The organism is Ideonella alba (assembly GCF_018069845.1).
Lineage (GTDB): Bacteria > Pseudomonadota > Gammaproteobacteria > Burkholderiales > Burkholderiaceae_C > Ideonella > Ideonella alba.
Map to the genome: position 1 here is coordinate 147,784 of NZ_JAGQDD010000004.1, position 15,674 is coordinate 163,457.

General features: G+C 70.5%; 18 protein-coding genes and 1 pseudogene. 9 read left to right on the forward strand and 10 right to left on the reverse strand.

Going from position 1 to position 15,674, the window contains the following annotated elements; translation table 11 throughout:
* Positions 1-4: 4 nt before the first annotated feature.
* From mpl to KAK03_RS08340, 4 genes are all read left to right on the forward strand, one after another.
* Positions 5-1,363, forward strand: a complete 1,359-nt coding sequence (mpl, locus tag KAK03_RS08325; RefSeq protein WP_210853275.1) for a UDP-N-acetylmuramate:L-alanyl-gamma-D-glutamyl-meso-diaminopimelate ligase — start codon at positions 5-7, stop codon at positions 1,361-1,363.
* Between the two features lie 11 nt (positions 1,364-1,374).
* Positions 1,375-1,959 (forward strand): YqiA/YcfP family alpha/beta fold hydrolase, encoded by a 585-nt coding sequence (locus KAK03_RS08330; protein WP_210853277.1) that lies wholly within the window; start codon positions 1,375-1,377, stop codon positions 1,957-1,959.
* A gap of 17 nt (positions 1,960-1,976) precedes the next feature.
* Complete coding sequence (gene fabG, locus KAK03_RS08335) at positions 1,977-2,717, forward strand: 3-oxoacyl-[acyl-carrier-protein] reductase (protein WP_210853279.1); 741 nt, start codon at positions 1,977-1,979, stop codon at positions 2,715-2,717.
* Between the two features lie 108 nt (positions 2,718-2,825).
* A complete protein-coding gene (locus KAK03_RS08340) occupies positions 2,826-4,244 on the forward strand; it encodes a hypothetical protein (RefSeq protein ID WP_210853281.1) in 1,419 nt (472 codons plus the stop codon).
* Here the strand turns inward: KAK03_RS08340 and hpaI are convergent.
* The 9 genes and pseudogenes from hpaI to KAK03_RS08385 all read right to left on the reverse strand — a co-directional run.
* The gene (hpaI, locus tag KAK03_RS08345) at positions 4,238-5,032 is read right to left on the reverse strand and encodes a 4-hydroxy-2-oxoheptanedioate aldolase (protein WP_210853517.1); all 795 of its coding nucleotides are present in this window, start codon (positions 5,030-5,032) and stop codon (positions 4,238-4,240) included. The two genes, KAK03_RS08340 and hpaI, sit on opposite strands and share 7 nt — an antisense overlap.
* Positions 5,032-6,039, reverse strand: coding sequence for a 2-dehydropantoate 2-reductase (locus KAK03_RS08350; protein ID WP_210853519.1), 1,008 nt, complete (start codon positions 6,037-6,039; stop codon positions 5,032-5,034). Before KAK03_RS08350 ends, hpaI begins: the two co-directional genes overlap by 1 nt.
* Positions 6,040-6,047: 8 nt before the next feature.
* Entirely contained in the window at positions 6,048-6,806 is a 759-nt protein-coding gene (locus KAK03_RS08355) for a class II aldolase/adducin family protein (protein ID WP_210853284.1), read from the reverse strand.
* Between the two features lie 10 nt (positions 6,807-6,816).
* Entirely contained in the window at positions 6,817-7,632 is an 816-nt protein-coding gene (gene hpaH, locus KAK03_RS08360) for a 2-oxo-hept-4-ene-1,7-dioate hydratase (RefSeq protein ID WP_210853287.1), read from the reverse strand.
* Positions 7,633-7,635: 3 nt separating this feature from the next.
* Positions 7,636-8,055: a 5-carboxymethyl-2-hydroxymuconate Delta-isomerase gene (locus KAK03_RS08365; RefSeq protein WP_210853289.1), complete on the reverse strand. Its 420-nt coding sequence runs from the start codon at positions 8,053-8,055 to the stop codon at positions 7,636-7,638.
* Between the two features lie 10 nt (positions 8,056-8,065).
* Entirely contained in the window at positions 8,066-8,992 is a 927-nt protein-coding gene (gene hpaD, locus KAK03_RS08370; protein ID WP_210853291.1) for a 3,4-dihydroxyphenylacetate 2,3-dioxygenase, read from the reverse strand.
* A 322-nt stretch (positions 8,993-9,314) separates the two neighbouring features.
* Complete coding sequence (gene hpaE, locus KAK03_RS08375; RefSeq protein ID WP_210853293.1) at positions 9,315-10,772, reverse strand: 5-carboxymethyl-2-hydroxymuconate semialdehyde dehydrogenase; 1,458 nt, start codon at positions 10,770-10,772, stop codon at positions 9,315-9,317.
* A 19-nt stretch (positions 10,773-10,791) separates the two neighbouring features.
* Entirely contained in the window at positions 10,792-11,553 is a 762-nt protein-coding gene (locus KAK03_RS08380; RefSeq protein ID WP_310738531.1) for a fumarylacetoacetate hydrolase family protein, read from the reverse strand.
* Between the two features lie 99 nt (positions 11,554-11,652).
* Positions 11,653-12,291, reverse strand: a pseudogene (locus KAK03_RS08385) (fumarylacetoacetate hydrolase family protein); the annotation flags it as partial.
* Between the two features lie 60 nt (positions 12,292-12,351).
* Between KAK03_RS08385 and hpaR the strand changes: the two are divergent.
* The 5 genes from hpaR (at position 12,352) to KAK03_RS08410 (ending at position 15,239) form a co-directional block, all read left to right on the forward strand.
* Entirely contained in the window at positions 12,352-12,849 is a 498-nt protein-coding gene (gene hpaR, locus KAK03_RS08390; protein ID WP_210853295.1) for a homoprotocatechuate degradation operon regulator HpaR, read from the forward strand.
* Between the two features lie 67 nt (positions 12,850-12,916).
* On the forward strand, positions 12,917-13,294 hold the full coding sequence (locus KAK03_RS08395) for a DUF2946 family protein (RefSeq protein ID WP_210853297.1): 378 nt from the start codon (positions 12,917-12,919) through the stop codon (positions 13,292-13,294).
* A gap of 115 nt (positions 13,295-13,409) precedes the next feature.
* Positions 13,410-14,375, forward strand: coding sequence for a hypothetical protein (locus KAK03_RS08400; protein WP_210853299.1), 966 nt, complete (start codon positions 13,410-13,412; stop codon positions 14,373-14,375).
* A 31-nt stretch (positions 14,376-14,406) separates the two neighbouring features.
* Positions 14,407-14,850 carry a copper chaperone PCu(A)C gene (locus tag KAK03_RS08405; RefSeq protein WP_210853301.1) on the forward strand — a complete coding sequence of 148 codons (444 nt, stop codon included), beginning with the start codon at positions 14,407-14,409 and terminating at the stop codon, positions 14,848-14,850.
* Positions 14,808-15,239: a four-helix bundle copper-binding protein gene (locus KAK03_RS08410; RefSeq protein ID WP_510601347.1), complete on the forward strand. Its 432-nt coding sequence runs from the start codon at positions 14,808-14,810 to the stop codon at positions 15,237-15,239. The genes KAK03_RS08405 and KAK03_RS08410 overlap by 43 nt, the downstream gene beginning before the upstream one ends.
* On the opposite strand, the gene KAK03_RS08415 is transcribed toward KAK03_RS08410, so the two are convergent.
* On the reverse strand, positions 15,240-15,608 hold the full coding sequence (locus KAK03_RS08415) for a hypothetical protein (protein ID WP_210853305.1): 369 nt from the start codon (positions 15,606-15,608) through the stop codon (positions 15,240-15,242).
* Positions 15,609-15,674 lie beyond the last annotated feature (66 nt).

Below are 15,674 nucleotides of genomic sequence, written 5' to 3' on the forward strand. Positions count from 1 at the left end.
CCCCATGCACATCCACATCCTCGGCATCTGCGGCACCTTCATGGGCGGCATTGCCGCGCTGGCGCGCGAGGCCGGCCACACCGTCACCGGCTGCGACGCCAACGTCTACCCGCCGATGAGCGACCAGCTGCGCGCACTCGGCATCGACCTGATCGACGGCTTCGGCGCCGACCAGCTGGCGCTGAAGCCCGATGTCTTCGTCGTGGGCAACGTGGTCACCCGCGGCAACCCGCTGATGGAGGCCATCCTCGACGCGGGTGCCCCCTACACCAGCGGCCCGCAGTGGCTGGCCGAGAACGTGCTGCAGGGTCGCCATGTGCTGGCGGTGGCGGGCACCCACGGCAAGACCACCACCACCTCGATGCTGGCCTGGGTGCTGGAGCACGCCGGGCTTCAGCCGGGCTTCCTGGTCGGCGGCGTGCCGCAGAACTTCGGCATCAGTGCGCGGCTGGGCGGCGGCCGGTACTTCGCCATCGAGGCCGACGAGTACGACACCGCCTTCTTCGACAAACGCAGCAAGTTCGTGCACTACCGGCCGCGCACCGCGGTGCTGAACAACCTGGAGTTCGACCACGCCGACATCTTTGCCGACCTGGCCGCGATCGAGACCCAGTTCCACCACCTGGTGCGCACCGTGCCGGCCAGCGGCCGGCTGGTGGTGAACGCCCGTGAAGAATCGCTGCAGCGTGTGCTGGCGCGCGGCTGCTGGAGCGAGGTGGTGCGCTTCGGCCCGATGAAGGAAGAGCCGGGCGCGCTGCGCGCCCGCGGCGAGCCGCATGCCTTCGATGTGCTGCGCGGCGCGATGAAGGTGGCCCGTGTCGACTGGGCGCTGCTGGGCGAGCACAACCAGCTCAACGCCCTGGCCACGATCGCCGCGGCCGAGCATGTGGGCGTGGCGCCCGAGGTGGCGGCGGCCGGCCTGGCCACGTTCCAGAACGTCAAGCGCCGTCTGGAGAAGCGCGGCGAGGCCGCCGGCGTCACCGTCTACGACGACTTCGCCCACCACCCTACCGCGATCCGCACCACCGTCAACGGCCTGCGTCGCAAAGTGGGGGCGGCGCGCATCCTGGCCGCTTTCGAGCCGCGCAGCAACACCATGAAGCTGGGCACGATGAAGGCCCAGCTGCCCTGGGCGCTGGAAGAGGCCGACCTGTCCTTCTGCCACAGCGGCAACCTGGGCTGGGACGCCGCCGAGGCACTGGCGCCGATGGGCGAACAGGCCGTGGTGCTGGACTCGATCGACAAGATGGTGGCGGCCATCGTCAAGGCCGCGCGCCCGGGCGACCAGGTGCTGTGCATGAGCAACGGCGGCTTCGGCGGCATCCACGCCAAGCTGCTGGCCGCGCTGGCCGCCAAGGCCTGAGGCAGGCCGACGTGCCGCCGATCAGCCACATCCTCTACCTGCACGGTTTCAGGTCCTCGCCGCTGTCAACCAAGGCGCGCATGACCCACGCCTGGGTGCAGGCCCACCGGCCCGACCTGCACTGGTGGTGCCCGCAGCTGCCCGGCTCGCCCGCCGAGGCGCTGCAACTGGTGATGGACGGCATCGCCGCTTGGCCGACCGGGCGCATGGCGGTGATCGGCAGCTCGCTGGGCGGCTTCTACGCCACCGCGGTGGCCGAGCGCACCGGTTGCCGCGCCGTGCTGCTCAACCCCGCGGTCGACCCGGCGCGCGACCTGGTCAAGTACCTGGGCGAGCAGCCCGCCTGGCACGACCCCTCGCAGGTCGTCGAGGTGCGGCTGGAACACATGGACGAGCTGCGCGCGATCGCCCCCGCTGCCATCACCCACCCCGAGCGCTACTTCGTCGTCATCGCCAAGGGCGACGAGGTGCTGGACTGGCGCGAGATGCACGCCCGCTACGCCGGCTGCTCCATCCGCCTGCTGGAGGGCAGCGACCACGCGCTGTCCGACTACGACCAGGACCTGCCCCACCTCACCCGTTTCCTGAACCTCTGAAGAAGAAGTCACCCACCATGCGTCTGAAGGACAAGGTCAGCATCATCACCGGCGCCGCCCAGGGCATTGGCCTGGCCACCGCACTGAAGTTCGCCCGCGAGGGCGCCACCGTCATCGTCTGCGACATGAAGGCCGCTGCGGTGGACGAGGCCGTGGCCGAGTGCCGTCGTCTGGGCGCGCAGGCCGCCGGCTTCGTGGTCAACGTCACCGACCGCGCCCAGGTCGATGCCATGGTGGCCGCGGTGAAAACGCAGTTCGGCCGCATCGACGTGCTGGTCAACAACGCCGGCATCACCCAGGACGCGCGGCTGCAGAAGATGACGCTGGCGCAGTTCGACGCGGTGATCGACGTCAACCTGCGCGGCGTCTTCCACTGCGCGCAGGCGGTGGTCGACACCATGGTGGACCAGCGCGCCGGCGTGATCCTCAATGCCTCCAGCGTGGTCGGGATCTATGGCAACTTCGGCCAGACGAACTACGCCGCCAGCAAGTTCGGCGTGATCGGCTTCACCAAGACCTGGAGCCGCGAACTGGGGCCCAAGGGCGTGCGCGTCAACGCGGTGGCGCCGGGCTTCATCGAGACCCCCATCCTGGCCAGCATGCCCGACAAGGTGCTCGACCACATGCGCGAACAGGTGCCCCTCAAGCGCCTGGGGCACGCCGACGAGATCGCCAACGCCTATGCCTTTCTGGCCAGCGACGAGGCCAGCTACGTCAACGGCGCGGTGCTGGAGGTCTCGGGCGGCATGACGGTCTGAGCCTTCGTTCAAGGGGGGTGTGACCGGCCGGCGCCGGTGATGCCCTAAGATGGTGCCGACGAGTGCGGGCAGGGCGCTCGCCCCTCATTCACTTTGATGGAGTGCGCCATGCCCGCTCGCCCTGCCCCGACGCTGTCATCGGGTCTGCTGATCCTCGGCAGCCTCGTCCTCTCCCCCCTGACCCACGCGCAGACGCTGGCGATCGAGTTCATCGACACCGCCGCCAGCGGCCAGGCCATGAACGGCGCCGGCCAGGTGCTGGGCACCCGCCAGGTCTGGCCCTGCGGCAACCCCGCCAATTGCGCCCCGGTGTTCGAGACCTCGGTCTGGCGCGCCGGCCAGCGCCTGGTGCTGGGTGCGCCCGTCGGGCGCATCGCCGATCCCCACGCCCTGGGCGCGGACGGATCAGTGGTTGGCACGGTCACCGACTTCAACGTGAACTTCGCCGCCTCACGCTGGGTGTTCGACGGTACGAGCTACCAGCGCCAGGACCTGGGGGCCCTGCCCGGAACCACGCAGTCCGTGGCCACCGGCATCGACGACAGCGGCCGGGTCGTGGGTTGGTCGATCACACCATTCATCAGCCAGAAGGCGTTTGTCTGGACCTCGACCGGGGGCCTGGTCGACCTGGCCACGCTGGGCGGGCCGAGTGACCCGCCACGCGGCATCAGCCCCGGTGGCCGGGTGATCACCAACACGCTGCACTACACCCTGGACCAGCCTGCCAGCACCACCGCGCTGCCGGCACCGCCCCCGGGCTTCCGCGGGCCGAACGGCTGGGAGTTCCGCATCAATGATCAAGGTGACCTGGGCGGCTTCCTGGGCGACACCACCGGCTCGGCACCACGGTATCTGTTCCGCTGGCGCGCCGGACTGGGCCAGTGGCAGCAGCTCTCGCCGCTGTCCAACAGCACCAGCACGTCCAACTGGGGCGTGGGCCGCATCGATGCCGCGGGCGGCATCAGCGCCACCGTGCGCGGTGCCGGTCTGTTCGCCGCCGGACCCGATGGTCTGGCCGACAGCCTCAGCGCGCGCCTGTCGGTGGCCTACCCCGGCAGCAGCGTCCTGCGCGCCGCGGACCACGTGGGTGACAGTGTCCTGGCCCAGGTGGGCATCGGCCGCGCCGCACGCCTGGTGCGCCTGGTGCCCGCGGCCGCCTGCACCAGCGGCTGCGCCAAGGTGCAGACGCTCACGATGGTCGGCCGCTTCATCAACGACCCGAATGCCCCGGGCAGCTGCACGCCCAAGGCGAAGAACAAGGTCAGCGCCACGCTGAGCGTGGTCGACGAGAACGGCGCGGCGTTGCCCAACGTCCGCGTGCAGGCACGCTACCTGGACGATTACGACCTGAGCACCGCGGTCTCGGGCCGCACCGACGCCGCCGGACAGGTGGTTTTCAAGCATGCCGGGCCGGCCTGCCGGGGCGCGATCACGCTGCTGGTGGAATCGGTCAAGGCCAGCGGCCGCCGCTTCGACCGCACCCAGGGCACGCTCAGCGGGTATGTGATCCCGCTGCCGGCTCAGTAGCCGGCGGCCGGCGCCGCGGGCGCCGCCTTGAAGCGCCGCGCCATCTCGCTGGCGGCCTTGACCAGCATCGCCGTGTCCAGACCGACGGCCACGAACAGCGCCCCGGCGTCCAGGTACTGCTGCGCCAGTGTCGGGTCGGTGGCCAGGATGCCCGGCGCCTTGCCGGCCGCGCGCACGGTGGCGATGCCCTCCTGGATCACCCGCTGCACCTCGGGGTGGCCGGGCTGGCCGCGGTAGCCCATGCTGGCCGACAGGTCGGCCGGGCCGAAGAAGACGCCGTCGACACCGGGCGTCCCGGCGATCGCCGCCAGGTGCCGCACCGCGGTGACCGTTTCGGCCTGCACCAGCAGGCACATCTCGTCGTTGGCGCGGTGCACATACTGCTCGACCTGGTTCCAGCGCGAGGCCCGCGCCAGCGCCGCGCCCATGCCCCGGATGCCTTCGGGCGGGTAGCGCATCGCCTGCACCAGCAGCGCCGCCTGCTCGGGGGTGTCGACCATCGGCACCAGCAGCGTCTGCGCGCCCACGTCCAGGTACTGCTTGATCAGCGCCACATCGCCGATCACCGGCCGCACGATGGCCTGCGTGGGGTAAGGCGCCATCGCCCGCAGCTGGGCCAGCACCGTGCGCGGGTCGTTCGGCGCGTGCTCGCCATCGAGCAGCAGCCAGTCGTAGCCGCAGGTGGCCAGCGCCTCGGCGACATTCGGGTCGGCGAAACCCACCCAGCAGCCGATCTGGGCGCGGCCCTCGCGCAGCGCGTTGCGGAAGTGGTTGGCGGGGATCTGCATCATGCGGTGTCCTTCGGGTAGAGGCCCCTCTCGCGGGCCATCAGCCGGGTCAGGCCCAGCAGCGCATCCATGTTCGGCGTGGCCAGGCCCAGGTGCTGGCCGATTTCGCGCACCGTGCCGACCAGCGCGTCCAGCTCGATCGGTCGGCCGGCTTCCACGTCCTGCAGCATCGAGGTCTTGAACGAACCCAGGCTGCGGGTGATCGCGTGGCGGTCCTCGGGCTGCTGGTCGATGCCGCAGCCGATGCGCGCGCCGATCGCCTGGGCCTCGGTCATCACCGCACTGCAGAAGCTGCGCACCAGCGGATCGTCCAGGATGCGGTCACAGGGCGCGCCGGTCAGCGCCGAGACCGGGTTCATCGTCATGTTGCCCCACAGCTTGAACCAGATCTCCTGCTGGATGCGCGGCGTCTGTTTGACCGCGAAGCCGGCGGCCTCCAGCAGCGACGCCACCGCCTGCACCCGCGGGCTGAGGCCGCCGGCCGGCTCGCCGATGATCAACTGGTTGTTCTTGATGCGCTCGATGCGGCCTGGCCGCGGCGCTGCAGCGCTGACATGCACCACGCAGCCCAGCACCTGCGCGGTGGGCAGCGCGGCGGCGGTGCGGCCGCCCGGGTCCACCGTCTGCAATTGCAGACCCGCGCACTCGCCGCCCAGGCCGTCGAAGAACCACCAGGGCACGCCGTTCATCGCCACCAGCAACACCGTGTGGGCGGCCAGCAGCGGGCGGATCTGCTCGGCCACCGCGGGCATGGCCGGCCCCTTGACAGAGACGATCACCAGGTCCTGCGGGCCCAGCGCGGCAGCGTCATCGCTGGCGGCCAGGGTGATGCACCGCTCGCCGCCATCGCCATCGACCCAGCACAGACCGTCGGCCTGCAGCGTGCGCAGCGTCTGGCCGCGTGCCAGCGCGCTCAGCGCGATCTGTCCGGCCGGCAGGCGCGAGCCCAGCCAGGCCGCGAACACGCCCCCGATGGCGCCGACACCGACGACGCAGACCCTGTGCAGTGGAAGACTCATGCGCGGTAGCCGGGGTCGATGCGGTCGATCAGGCGCTGCATCGCAGCGAAGCTGTCCTCACCGGCCCCGAAATTCGGGTTGAAGTTCAGCGAGTCTCGCACGCAGGCCTGCAGCGCGGCCTCGCTGATCGGCTGCAGCGCCCCCATCGGCTGTGACGCCATCTGCACCTCGCAGGCGCGCTGCACCAGCCACATCCGGTTGAAGGCCTGCGCCAGCGTGGGGCCGATCACCACCGGCCCGTGGTTGCGCAGCAGCAGCACCGGCTTGCCCTGGCTGGAGGCCAGGATGCGTGCGCCCTCCTCGAGGTGCACGGTGATGCCTTCGAAGTCGTGGTACGCCACCTGGCCGTACAGCTGCGCCGCATAGAAGTTGGTGAAGGACAGCCCGTCCTGCAGGCAGCACACCGCCATCGTCGGCGTGGTGTGCACGTGCATCACGCAGTGCGCGTCGGGCAGCGTGGCGTGGATCGCACCGTGGAAGGTGAAGCCGGCCGGGTTGATCGGCCAGTCGCTGTGGCCCACGATGTGCCCGTCGATGTCCACCTTGACCAGGTTGCTGGCGGTGACCTCGGTGTAGTGCAGGCCGAAGGGGTTGATGAGGAAGTGAGGATCCGGCCCTGGCACACGCAGCGAAATGTGGTTGTAGATCAGCTCGGCCCAGCCCAGGTGGGCGAAGATGCGGTAGCAGGCGGCCAGCTTCACGCGGGCCGCCCACTCGGCCTCACTGAAACGCTCGGGACGGGGAAATGCAGTCATCGTCAGCCCTTCAGACAAAGCGGAAGTTCAGGCGCCCCAGCGGACCGTAGTCCGCCTCGAACCGGTCGCCCGCCTTCGCCGCCACCGGCCGCGTGAACGAGCCGGCCAGCACGATGTGGCCCGGCTGCAGCGTCTCGCCCCAGGGCGCCAGCTTGTTGGCCAGCCAGGCGATGCCGATGGCCGGGTCGCCCTGCACGCCGGCGGCCAGGCCGGTTTCCTCGACCACGCCGTTCTGGCGCAGGATGGCGCCGCACCAGGCGCGGTCCACCGCGCGCGCGCCGACGCGCTGGCCGCCCAGCACGATGCCGGCGTTGGCGGCGTTGTCGCTGATCGTGTCGAAGACCTTGCGCATCGCCTTGGTGTGGCGGTCGAACTGCTCGATGCGGGCATCAATGATCTCGATCGCCGGGGTGATGAACTCGGTCGCGTCCAGCACCTGTTCCACCGTCACGTCGGGCCCCTGCAGCGGCGCCTTCAGGATGAAGGCCAGCTCCACCTCCACACGCGGGGCGATGAAGCGGTTCAGCGGGATGTCGAGCAGCGCCTCGCCCTCGCAGCGGTAGAGCATGTGGTCCAGCAGTGTGCCGTAGTCGGGCTCGGTGATCTGGCTGCTGATCTGCATCGCGCGGCTGGTCAGGCCGATCTTGTGGCCGATCACGCGCGCGCCACCGGCGATCTGCGCCGCCACCCAGGCGCGGCTGACGCGGTAGCCGTCCTCGATCGTCATGCCGGGGAAGCGCTTGCTGAAGTGCTCCACCGGCACACGGGTCTGCTCGGAGGTCTGCAGTTCGGCGGCGAGCTGGGCGATGGTGGTGTCGTCAAGCATGGTTCAAGGCTTTCGGAACAAGGGGTGCAGCGAGCTGTTCTTGGCGTCGAAGACCTCGGGGCCTTCGTCGATCTGCAGCGTCACGCCGATCGGCCGGGTGGCCAGCAGCGGCGCGAAGTGGGCCTGGGCCGTGGCCTCCAGCGCCTGGCCCACCGCCGCATGCACCGCAGCGCTGCGGCCGCGGCCCATGCGCAGGTTCAGGTAGACGAAGCCGTAGTCCCCGCGACCGTCGGCCACCGCGCTGTGCGCCGCCGGGTAGGCCAGCACGCGCACGCCGCCAGGGGGGAAGACCGCCAAACCGGCTTCATCGCGTGCGGCCAGCATGGTGTCGGCCAGCGCGCGGCACAGCGCCGTCATGTCGCTGCCACCCTGGCCCACGGGGCGGTCCAGGTCGGGGGTGTAGAGGATCACCAGGTGGGGCATGTCGGGGTCCTCACAGGCGGGTGCTGATCGCGGTGTAGCCATCCGCCGCCGAGGCCTGGGCCGCCGGAATCGCGCGGCCGCTGACGGGCGTCACCGGGAACTGCGCGTTGATCTGGCCGGTGCCGCTGGCGCCGAAGTAGGGTGTGATGATCTCGGCGGGGCCGGCATACTCGCTCCAGCCCAGCGCGCCCAGCATCATCGCGGTGTCGTGCATGAAGCCTTCGCCATGGCCCTTGCTGGCGTACTCGGGCAGCATGGCGCAGAAGTCGGCCCACTGGCCCTGCTGCCACATCTCGACCACCCGCCGGTCCAGTTGTTCCAGGAAGGGGCTCCAGATCTTGAACGCGTACTCCGGCGCCAGGCCGTTCTGCGCGAAGCGGTGGCTCAAGCTGCCGCTGGCCAGGAAGGCCACGGTGCCGTCATAGTGGTCTTCCACGGCCTTGCGCAGGGCCCAGCCCAGGCGCGCCGAATCGTTGAGGTAGTGCACGGTGCACAGCGCCGACACCGAGATCACCTTGAAGTGCTGGTCGGCGTTCATGTAGCGCATCGGCACCAGGGTGCCGTATTCCGGGTCCAGCGTGGTCTCGGCGTGGGCCAGGGTCTCGACGCCCATCTCGGTGGCCACCTTCGCCATCAGCCGACCCAGCTCGGGGTTGCCGGGGCACTCGAAGGGCAGGTTCTTGATGAAGTGCGGCAGCTCGTTGCTGGTGTAGGTGCCCTGGAAGTGCGGCGCGCAGTTCAGGTGGTAGTTGGCGTTGACCAGCCAGTGGGTGTCGAACACCACGATGGTGTCCACGCCCAGTGCACGGCAGCGCCGGCCGATCTCGATGTGGCCGTCGATCGCGTCCTGGCGCGTGCCCTTGCGGGGGCCGTCCAGCTCCGAGAGGTACATCGACGGGACGTGGGTGATTTTTCCGACAAGAGCGAGTGTGCCCATGGTGTATCTCCTGGTTCGGCAAAGAACGTCAACGGCAGCGGCTGGCGCGTACGGCAGCGACAGGTGGCCGCTTCCGCTCATGTCCCCCGGGCCGGTCTTCGACCCGCCCTCCTCCTTGACTTCGCTCCAGCGGCCACCTGCCGCTGCCTGTTCCATCGTGGTCTGACTGCATCGCGGGGCACTTCGGTGGATGGCGGGGGGGCTGGGGTGCTTGGCGGAGCGAAGTCAAGGAGGAGGACCCGGCCCAGCCGGGTCCGGGGGACATGAGCGCAGCCAAGCACCCCAGCTCCCCGCCCGGCCACCACCGCAGCAGTGAAAGCCGTCAGACCCCCCAATGCGGAATGTGGTGCGAGCCCAGCGACACCGCCACGTTCTTGGGCTCCAGGAAGACCTCGTAGCTCCAGGTGCCACCCTCGCGGCCGGTGCCGCTGGCCTTGGTGCCGCCGAAGGGCTGTCGCAGGTCGCGCACGTTCTGGCTGTTGACGAAGCACATGCCGGCCTCGATGGCCGCGGCCACTCGGTGCGCCCGGCCCAGGTTCTCGGTCCAGACGTAGCTGGACAGGCCGTAGGCGGTGTCGTTGGCGATTGCGATGGCGTCGGCCTCGTCCTCGAACGCGATCAGGCAGGCGACCGGGCCGAAGATCTCGTCCTGGGCGATCTTCATCCGGTTGTCCACATCGGCGAAGACCGTGGGCTTCACGAAATTGCCTTGGGCCAGGTGGGCCGGCAGCTCCGGCGCGTCCAGGCCGCCGCACAGCAGCGTGGCGCCCTCCTTCGGACCCAGTTCGATGTAGTGGCGCACCTTGGCCAGATGGCCCGGGGAGATCATCGGGCCGATGAGGGTGGCCTCGTCCAGCGGGTCGCCCACGGTGATGCGCCTGGCGCGCTCGGCAAACTTCGCGGCGAAGTCCGCGTAGATGCTCTTTTGCACCAGGATGCGGCTGCCGGCGGTGCAGCGCTCGCCGTTGTTGCTGAAGATCATGAACACCGCGGCGTCCAGCGCGCGGTCCAGGTCGGCGTCGGCAAACACCACGAAGGGGCTCTTGCCGCCCAGTTCCATGCTGAACTTCTTCAGGCCCGCCGCCTGCACGATGCGGTTCCCGGTGGCGGTGGAGCCCGTGAAGCTGATCGCCCGCACGTCGGGGTGGGCGCACAGCGGCTCGCCGGCGTCCCGGCCATAGCCGTGCACGATGTTCAGCACGCCCGCCGGAATGCCGGCCTCCAGCGCCAGCTCGCCCAGGCGCGCCGCGGTCATCGGGCTGAGCTCGCTCATCTTCAGCACCGCGGTGTTGCCGAAGGCCAGGCAGGGTGCGACCTTCCACGTGGCGGTCATGAAGGGCACGTTCCAGGGGCTGATCAGCGCGCACACGCCCACCGGGTGGAACAGCGTGTAGTTCAGGTGCGTGGGCGTGGGGTAGGTGTGGCCGTCCACGCGCACGCACATCTCGGCGAAGTAGTGGAAGTTGTCGGCGGCGCGGGGCACCAGTTGCTTGCCTGTCTGGCTGATGCTCTGGCCGGTGTCCTGGGTCTCGGTGCGGGCCAGGTCGGGCACGTGCTTCGTGATCAGGTCACCCAGCGCGCGGATCTTCTTCGCCCGCTCGGGCGCCGGCAGGCCGGCCCAGGCCGGGAAGGCCGCCTTCGCGGCCTGCACCGCGGCGTCCACCTCGGCGGCGCCACCGGCGGCCACCTCGGCCAGCACCTGCTGGGTGGCGGGGTTGACGGTCTCGAAGTACTGGCGGCCGCCAACCGGCTGGCCGTTGATGAGGTGGTCAATGCGCATGGACAGTCTCTGGTGGGTGTCAGCGGCCGAACACGCCGTCGCCGACGATCGTGTTGACCTGGCGGCCGATGCCGTCGATCTCGCAGACGACCTCGTCGCCCTCGTTGACGTTGACGACGCCCTCGGGCGTGCCGGTGAGGATGACGTCGCCGGCCTGCAGCGTCATGAAGCTGCTCAGGTACTCGATCAACGCCGGGATGGTGTTGACCATGTTCGCGGTGCTGCCCTGCTGCACGAGCTGGCCATTGACCCGGGTGCGCAGCGCCAGCGCGTGCGGGTCGGGCACGTCGGCCGCCGGCACGAACCAGGGGCCCAGCACGGTGGCGCCGTCGCGGTTCTTGACGCGCAGGTTGGGCCGGTACCAGTTCTCGAGATAGTCGCGGATCGCGTAGTCGTTGCAGACGGTGTAGCCGGCCACATGGGCCATCGCGTCCTGCGCGGCCACGTGGCGCGCCATGCGACCGATCACCACCGCCAGCTCGCACTCATAGTGCATGAACTGCACGCCGGCCGGGCGGCGCGTGACGCCGCGGTGGCCCAGCAGCGCGCCGGGCCCCTTCAGGAAGACCAGCGGCTCGTCCTTGGCGCTGACGGTCAGCTCCTTGCTGAGTTCCTTCAGGTGGTCGGCGTAGTTCAGGCCCAGCGCCAGGATCGTGCCCACCTCGAACGGGGGCAGCCACTGCACCTGGTCTTCGGCCAGCACGCGGCCGTCGGCCAGTTGCAGGCCGTGCGGGTGCGGCTTCGCGACGTGCACCGCACCGGCGTAGGCCACCCGTGCCACCGCGCCGCGCGGCGGCAAGTCGGTGCCGTCGGTGGCCGGGCGCTCGTCGGCGCTGGCGGGGACGTTGCGTTCCTCGCACAGCGAGAACGACATGGTGCCCAGCGCCTCGATGCCCACCGCCACCGAATCGCCCGCGCGTGCCAGCGGTGCCGGCGTGTCAGCGCCCAGCAGCAGCAGGTCGCCGGGCTGCAGCGTCATGAACTCGGTCACCGCGGCGATCAGTTCGGCCACGCCGCGCACGCGCTGGCCGGTGTGGCCGGCGTGGCGCAGCACGCCGCCCACCAGCACCTGCAAGGCCAGCGCGTCAGGGTCGTCGACTTCGCTGGCCGGCACCACCGGGCCGACCACGGTGAAGCCGTCGCGCGCCTTGAAGCGCACCGCCGGCCGGTAATGGCTGTCGAGCGGCAGGCCCAGTTCGGCCACCACCGCATAGCCGGCGATCACGCCGGGCGCGTCGTCCACCGACACGCGGCAGGCGGTGCGGCCGATGACGATGCCCAGCGACGCCCCCACCTCCACCGCAGCCGGCACCGCCACCACCGAGTCCGGCCCGCACAGCGTGTGGCGCGGCCGCACCTGCAGCACCGGATGCGCTGGCGGCGCCTTGTAGGGCGCCGCGTGGACGGCCTCACCCAGCGCCGCCAGCTGCGGCGCGTGGTTTACCAGGGCGCCATAGACGACGCCGCTCAGGCGCCAGGGCGCCACGGCGAACGAGGCAGGCAGCGGGGTCAGGTTCATCGGACAGACCAGGGCAGAAATTCACTCACACATGAGCAATGTATTCGCTAAGATGTGAGCATGTCAACCAAGGGCCTTCCCCGATCGAAGCGCGACCAGGCGGCGCGGGCCGCGGGCTTTCGCCACCGCAACCTGCCGCTGCTGCTGCTGCATGCGCGCGAGGGCGTGATCGGCCAGTTCCGGCCCATCCTCAACGCCCACGGCGTGACCGAGCAGCAGTGGCGCATCATCCGCGCGCTGCTGGAGCGCGGGCCGATGGAGCCGCGCGAGATCGGCGCCGTCTGCCGCTTCTCCAGCCCCGCCACCACCGGGATGCTGGCGCGCATGGACGACCTGGGACTGCTCACCCGTGAACGCCAGGCGCAGGACGCGCGCCGGGTGACCGTGACCCTCACGCCCAAGGCGCGCGCGCTGGCGGCCGAGCTGGCACCGCAGATCGAGGCCATCTACCAGCGCATCGAGGACCACATCGGCCCCGAGTTCACCGAGCGCTTCTACGCCACGCTGGACGAGGTGATCGCGCTGCTGGGCGAGCTGCCGGCGGTGGACGGCGAGTGAGGGCCGCTGCTGGCGTCACCAGACAAGTATCAAGTTTGCCGCCTCGGCTGTTCCTAGAATGCGCCGCATGACCGGACGCCGCCGCCACCGCTGGGCCGCCTGGACCGCCGCGCTGGCGCTCCTGTGGGCGGCCCTGGCGCCGGCGTTCGCGGACCGCGTGCCCACCGGCACCCCTGCCGAGATGCTGCAGGTCTGCAGCGTGATGGGCACGATGACGGTGCCGCTGGACGACGGTTCATCGTCCGGGCACGGCGCCGCGTCGGGTGCCGGCCATTGCCCCTGGTGCTCGCTGCAGGCGCACACGCCGGCCATGCCGGTGTCCGGACCACTGGCGCTGGCGTTGCCCACGCTCCGGCAGGACAGGCCGGCTGAGCCGCCGGTGTCCGTCGTGCTGAGGCGGCCATGGGCGCAGGCGCTGACCCGGGGGCCTCCGCCCCGGGCCTGAACGATGGGCGCGCCCCGGCGCGCTGACCCCGTCTGGCCGCTGCCCACGCCTGTGGGCGCGTGCCGCACCCGCTGGCCGGGTGCCCGTTCCCGTCCCACGAACCGGATCCCACACCATGCATCTTCATGTTGCCGTGGCGGCTGCGCTGTCTGTCGCCGCGCTGGCCCCCGCCCTGTCCCACGCCTCCTGCGGCTCGACCAGCTGCAGCCTGATGACCGACCGCTTTGCCCAGTCCGCCACCGGCGCCCACACCGGATGGAGCCTGGACCTGCGCCTGGAGTCGCTGACCCAGGACCGCCTGCGCGAGGGCACCACCACGGTGGCGCCCGCCGATGTGACCAACGAGGAAGCGCTGGAGCGCCACACCCGCAACACCAGCCTGATCACCACCATCGGCTATGCGCCGGACGCCGACTGGTCCTTTGCGCTGCGCGTGCCGCTGCTGCGCCGCGACCACCTGCACACCCTGTTCGACGAGGACACCGGCGCGCTGGCCGCCGACGAGCGCTGGCGCTTCACCCGCCTGGGCGATGTGCAGTTGGTGGCCCGGCGGCAGTTCACCACCGCGGATGCCGACACCTCGTGGGCTTTCTTCGGCGGCCTGAAGCTGCCCACCGGCAGCAGCACCGTGGCCAATGCCAACGGCGACCGCGCCGAGCGCGCGCTGCAGCCCGGCACCGGCACCACCGATGTGGTGCTGGGCGGAGCGTGGCGCCGCGCCATGGGCCCGACCGACGCGCTCTTCGGCCAGGCCAGCTGGAGCGGCGCGCTGGCCGCCCACCGCGACTTCAAGCCCGGTCAGCGGATCGAGGCCGCGCTGGGCTGGTCGCACGCCTTCTCGCCCACACTGGGCAGCGTGGTGCAGCTCAATGCCCGTCGCCGTGGCCGCGACAGCGGCGCCGAAGCCGAGCCCGATCTGTCGGGCTCGACCACGGTTGACTTCAGCCCCGGCCTGACGCTGGCGGTCGGCCCGCAGGCCACGCTGTACGCCTACCTGCAGCTGCCGGTCTACCAGCAGGTCAACGGCCTGCAGCTGGTGCCGCGCCGTGCGCTGGCGGTGGGCTGGACGATGGACTTCTGAGCGGCCGGGCCGGGTCTGCGATCATCGGACGATGCGCCGCCGCCCCATCGCCCTGCTGCTCGGTTGCCTGGCCGGCTTGCCGGCCCAGGCCCACGGCACGCGCGCTGGCGACCTGCTGATCGAGCATCCCTACGCCCTTCTCAGCGCCGCCGGCCAGGACCAGGGCCAGGTGCAATTGCGCCGGCTGCACAACCGCGGCGCCCAGGCCGATCGCCTGCTCGGCGCCCGCACGCCCGTGGCCGCGTCGGTGCTGCTTCAGCGGCGCGGGCAGACCATTCAGGCCCTGGATCTGCCCGCTGGCGCCGACCTGTCACTGAAGCACGACGGCGAGTTGCGCCTGCTGCTGCAGGGCCTGAAGGCGCCGCTGGTGAATGGGCAGCGCTTTTCGCTGGTGCTGCGCTTCGAGCGCGCAGGCGAGCAGGAGGTCATGGTGTGGGTGCAGATACCCCGCGCCGCGGCAAGCTCCCACCACTGAAGGAGCCCACTCGATGCAACGCCGCACCCTTGTGCGCGCCAGCGGCCCCCAAGGGCCAACCGGCCCCAGCCGGCTTCGTCTCCGCCTACCAGGCCTGCGTGGCCGCCGCCAACGCCTGCATCGCCCACTGCCAGGTGCTGCTGGCCCAGGGCGACAAGTCACTGGGCGCCTGCCTGCGCACCGCGCTGGACACCGAGCTGACCTGCGGCGCCACGCTGCGCGCTGCCACGCTGCAGTCGGCCTACCTGGGTGCGCTGGCCAAGACCTCGGTGGCGGCAATGCAGGCCTGCATCGAGGCCTGCAAGCCGCATGCGGAGCACCACGCCGAATGCAAGCGCTGCCATGACGCCTGCGTGGCCGCGGTCCAGGCGGCCAATGCGCTGGGCTGATCAGTTCGGCGATGTCGATGTTGGTGGCGCGCGGCTCGCCAGCTTGGCCAGGCACCCATTGACGACCGCGACGCCCAGCATGAGCCCCAGAATCAACATGAAGGGGTTGCCTACTACCTCCAGTTCCTGGACCAGGACGATGTACACCATCGCAATCATGAAACTGATGCCGAATGGGGCGCCAAGCGCAAAGAGCATGCCGATGACGGCCAGGATCAAGAACTGAGCCTTCAGTGCACGACCGAACCCGGCCAGGAAAGGGTAGGTCGTCTTGCTTTTGGCAGCATTCAGCCAAGGATCATCTTGCGCCGAGAGCTCGCGCCCGAGCTTGCGCTCCAGGGAAGCGCGCTCCTCGGCCGTTTCAGGCACGGCGTGCCAATGGGCTGTGAGGCTGAGAACCGCTTGACACCTGGGGCACTGCTGGGCGTCCCAGTG

Coding starts and splice junctions, on each gene's coding strand:
- hpaI (WP_210853517.1), bottom strand. CDS start 5,032: ATGCAGATCCCCGCCAACCACTTCCGCAACGCGCTGCGCGAGGGCCGC.
- KAK03_RS08365 (WP_210853289.1), bottom strand. CDS start 8,055: ATGCCCCACCTGGTGATCCTCTACACCCCCGACCTGGACCGCCCCGTG.
- KAK03_RS08355 (WP_210853284.1), bottom strand. CDS start 6,806: ATGACTGCATTTCCCCGTCCCGAGCGTTTCAGTGAGGCCGAGTGGGCG.
- hpaE (WP_210853293.1), bottom strand. CDS start 10,772: ATGCGCATTGACCACCTCATCAACGGCCAGCCGGTTGGCGGCCGCCAG.
- KAK03_RS08395 (WP_210853297.1), top strand. CDS start 12,917: ATGACCGGACGCCGCCGCCACCGCTGGGCCGCCTGGACCGCCGCGCTG.
- KAK03_RS08405 (WP_210853301.1), top strand. CDS start 14,407: ATGCGCCGCCGCCCCATCGCCCTGCTGCTCGGTTGCCTGGCCGGCTTG.
- hpaR (WP_210853295.1), top strand. CDS start 12,352: ATGTCAACCAAGGGCCTTCCCCGATCGAAGCGCGACCAGGCGGCGCGG.
- KAK03_RS08340 (WP_210853281.1), top strand. CDS start 2,826: ATGCCCGCTCGCCCTGCCCCGACGCTGTCATCGGGTCTGCTGATCCTC.
- hpaD (WP_210853291.1), bottom strand. CDS start 8,992: ATGGGCACACTCGCTCTTGTCGGAAAAATCACCCACGTCCCGTCGATG.
- mpl (WP_210853275.1), top strand. CDS start 5: ATGCACATCCACATCCTCGGCATCTGCGGCACCTTCATGGGCGGCATT.
- KAK03_RS08400 (WP_210853299.1), top strand. CDS start 13,410: ATGCATCTTCATGTTGCCGTGGCGGCTGCGCTGTCTGTCGCCGCGCTG.
- fabG (WP_210853279.1), top strand. CDS start 1,977: ATGCGTCTGAAGGACAAGGTCAGCATCATCACCGGCGCCGCCCAGGGC.
- hpaH (WP_210853287.1), bottom strand. CDS start 7,632: ATGCTTGACGACACCACCATCGCCCAGCTCGCCGCCGAACTGCAGACC.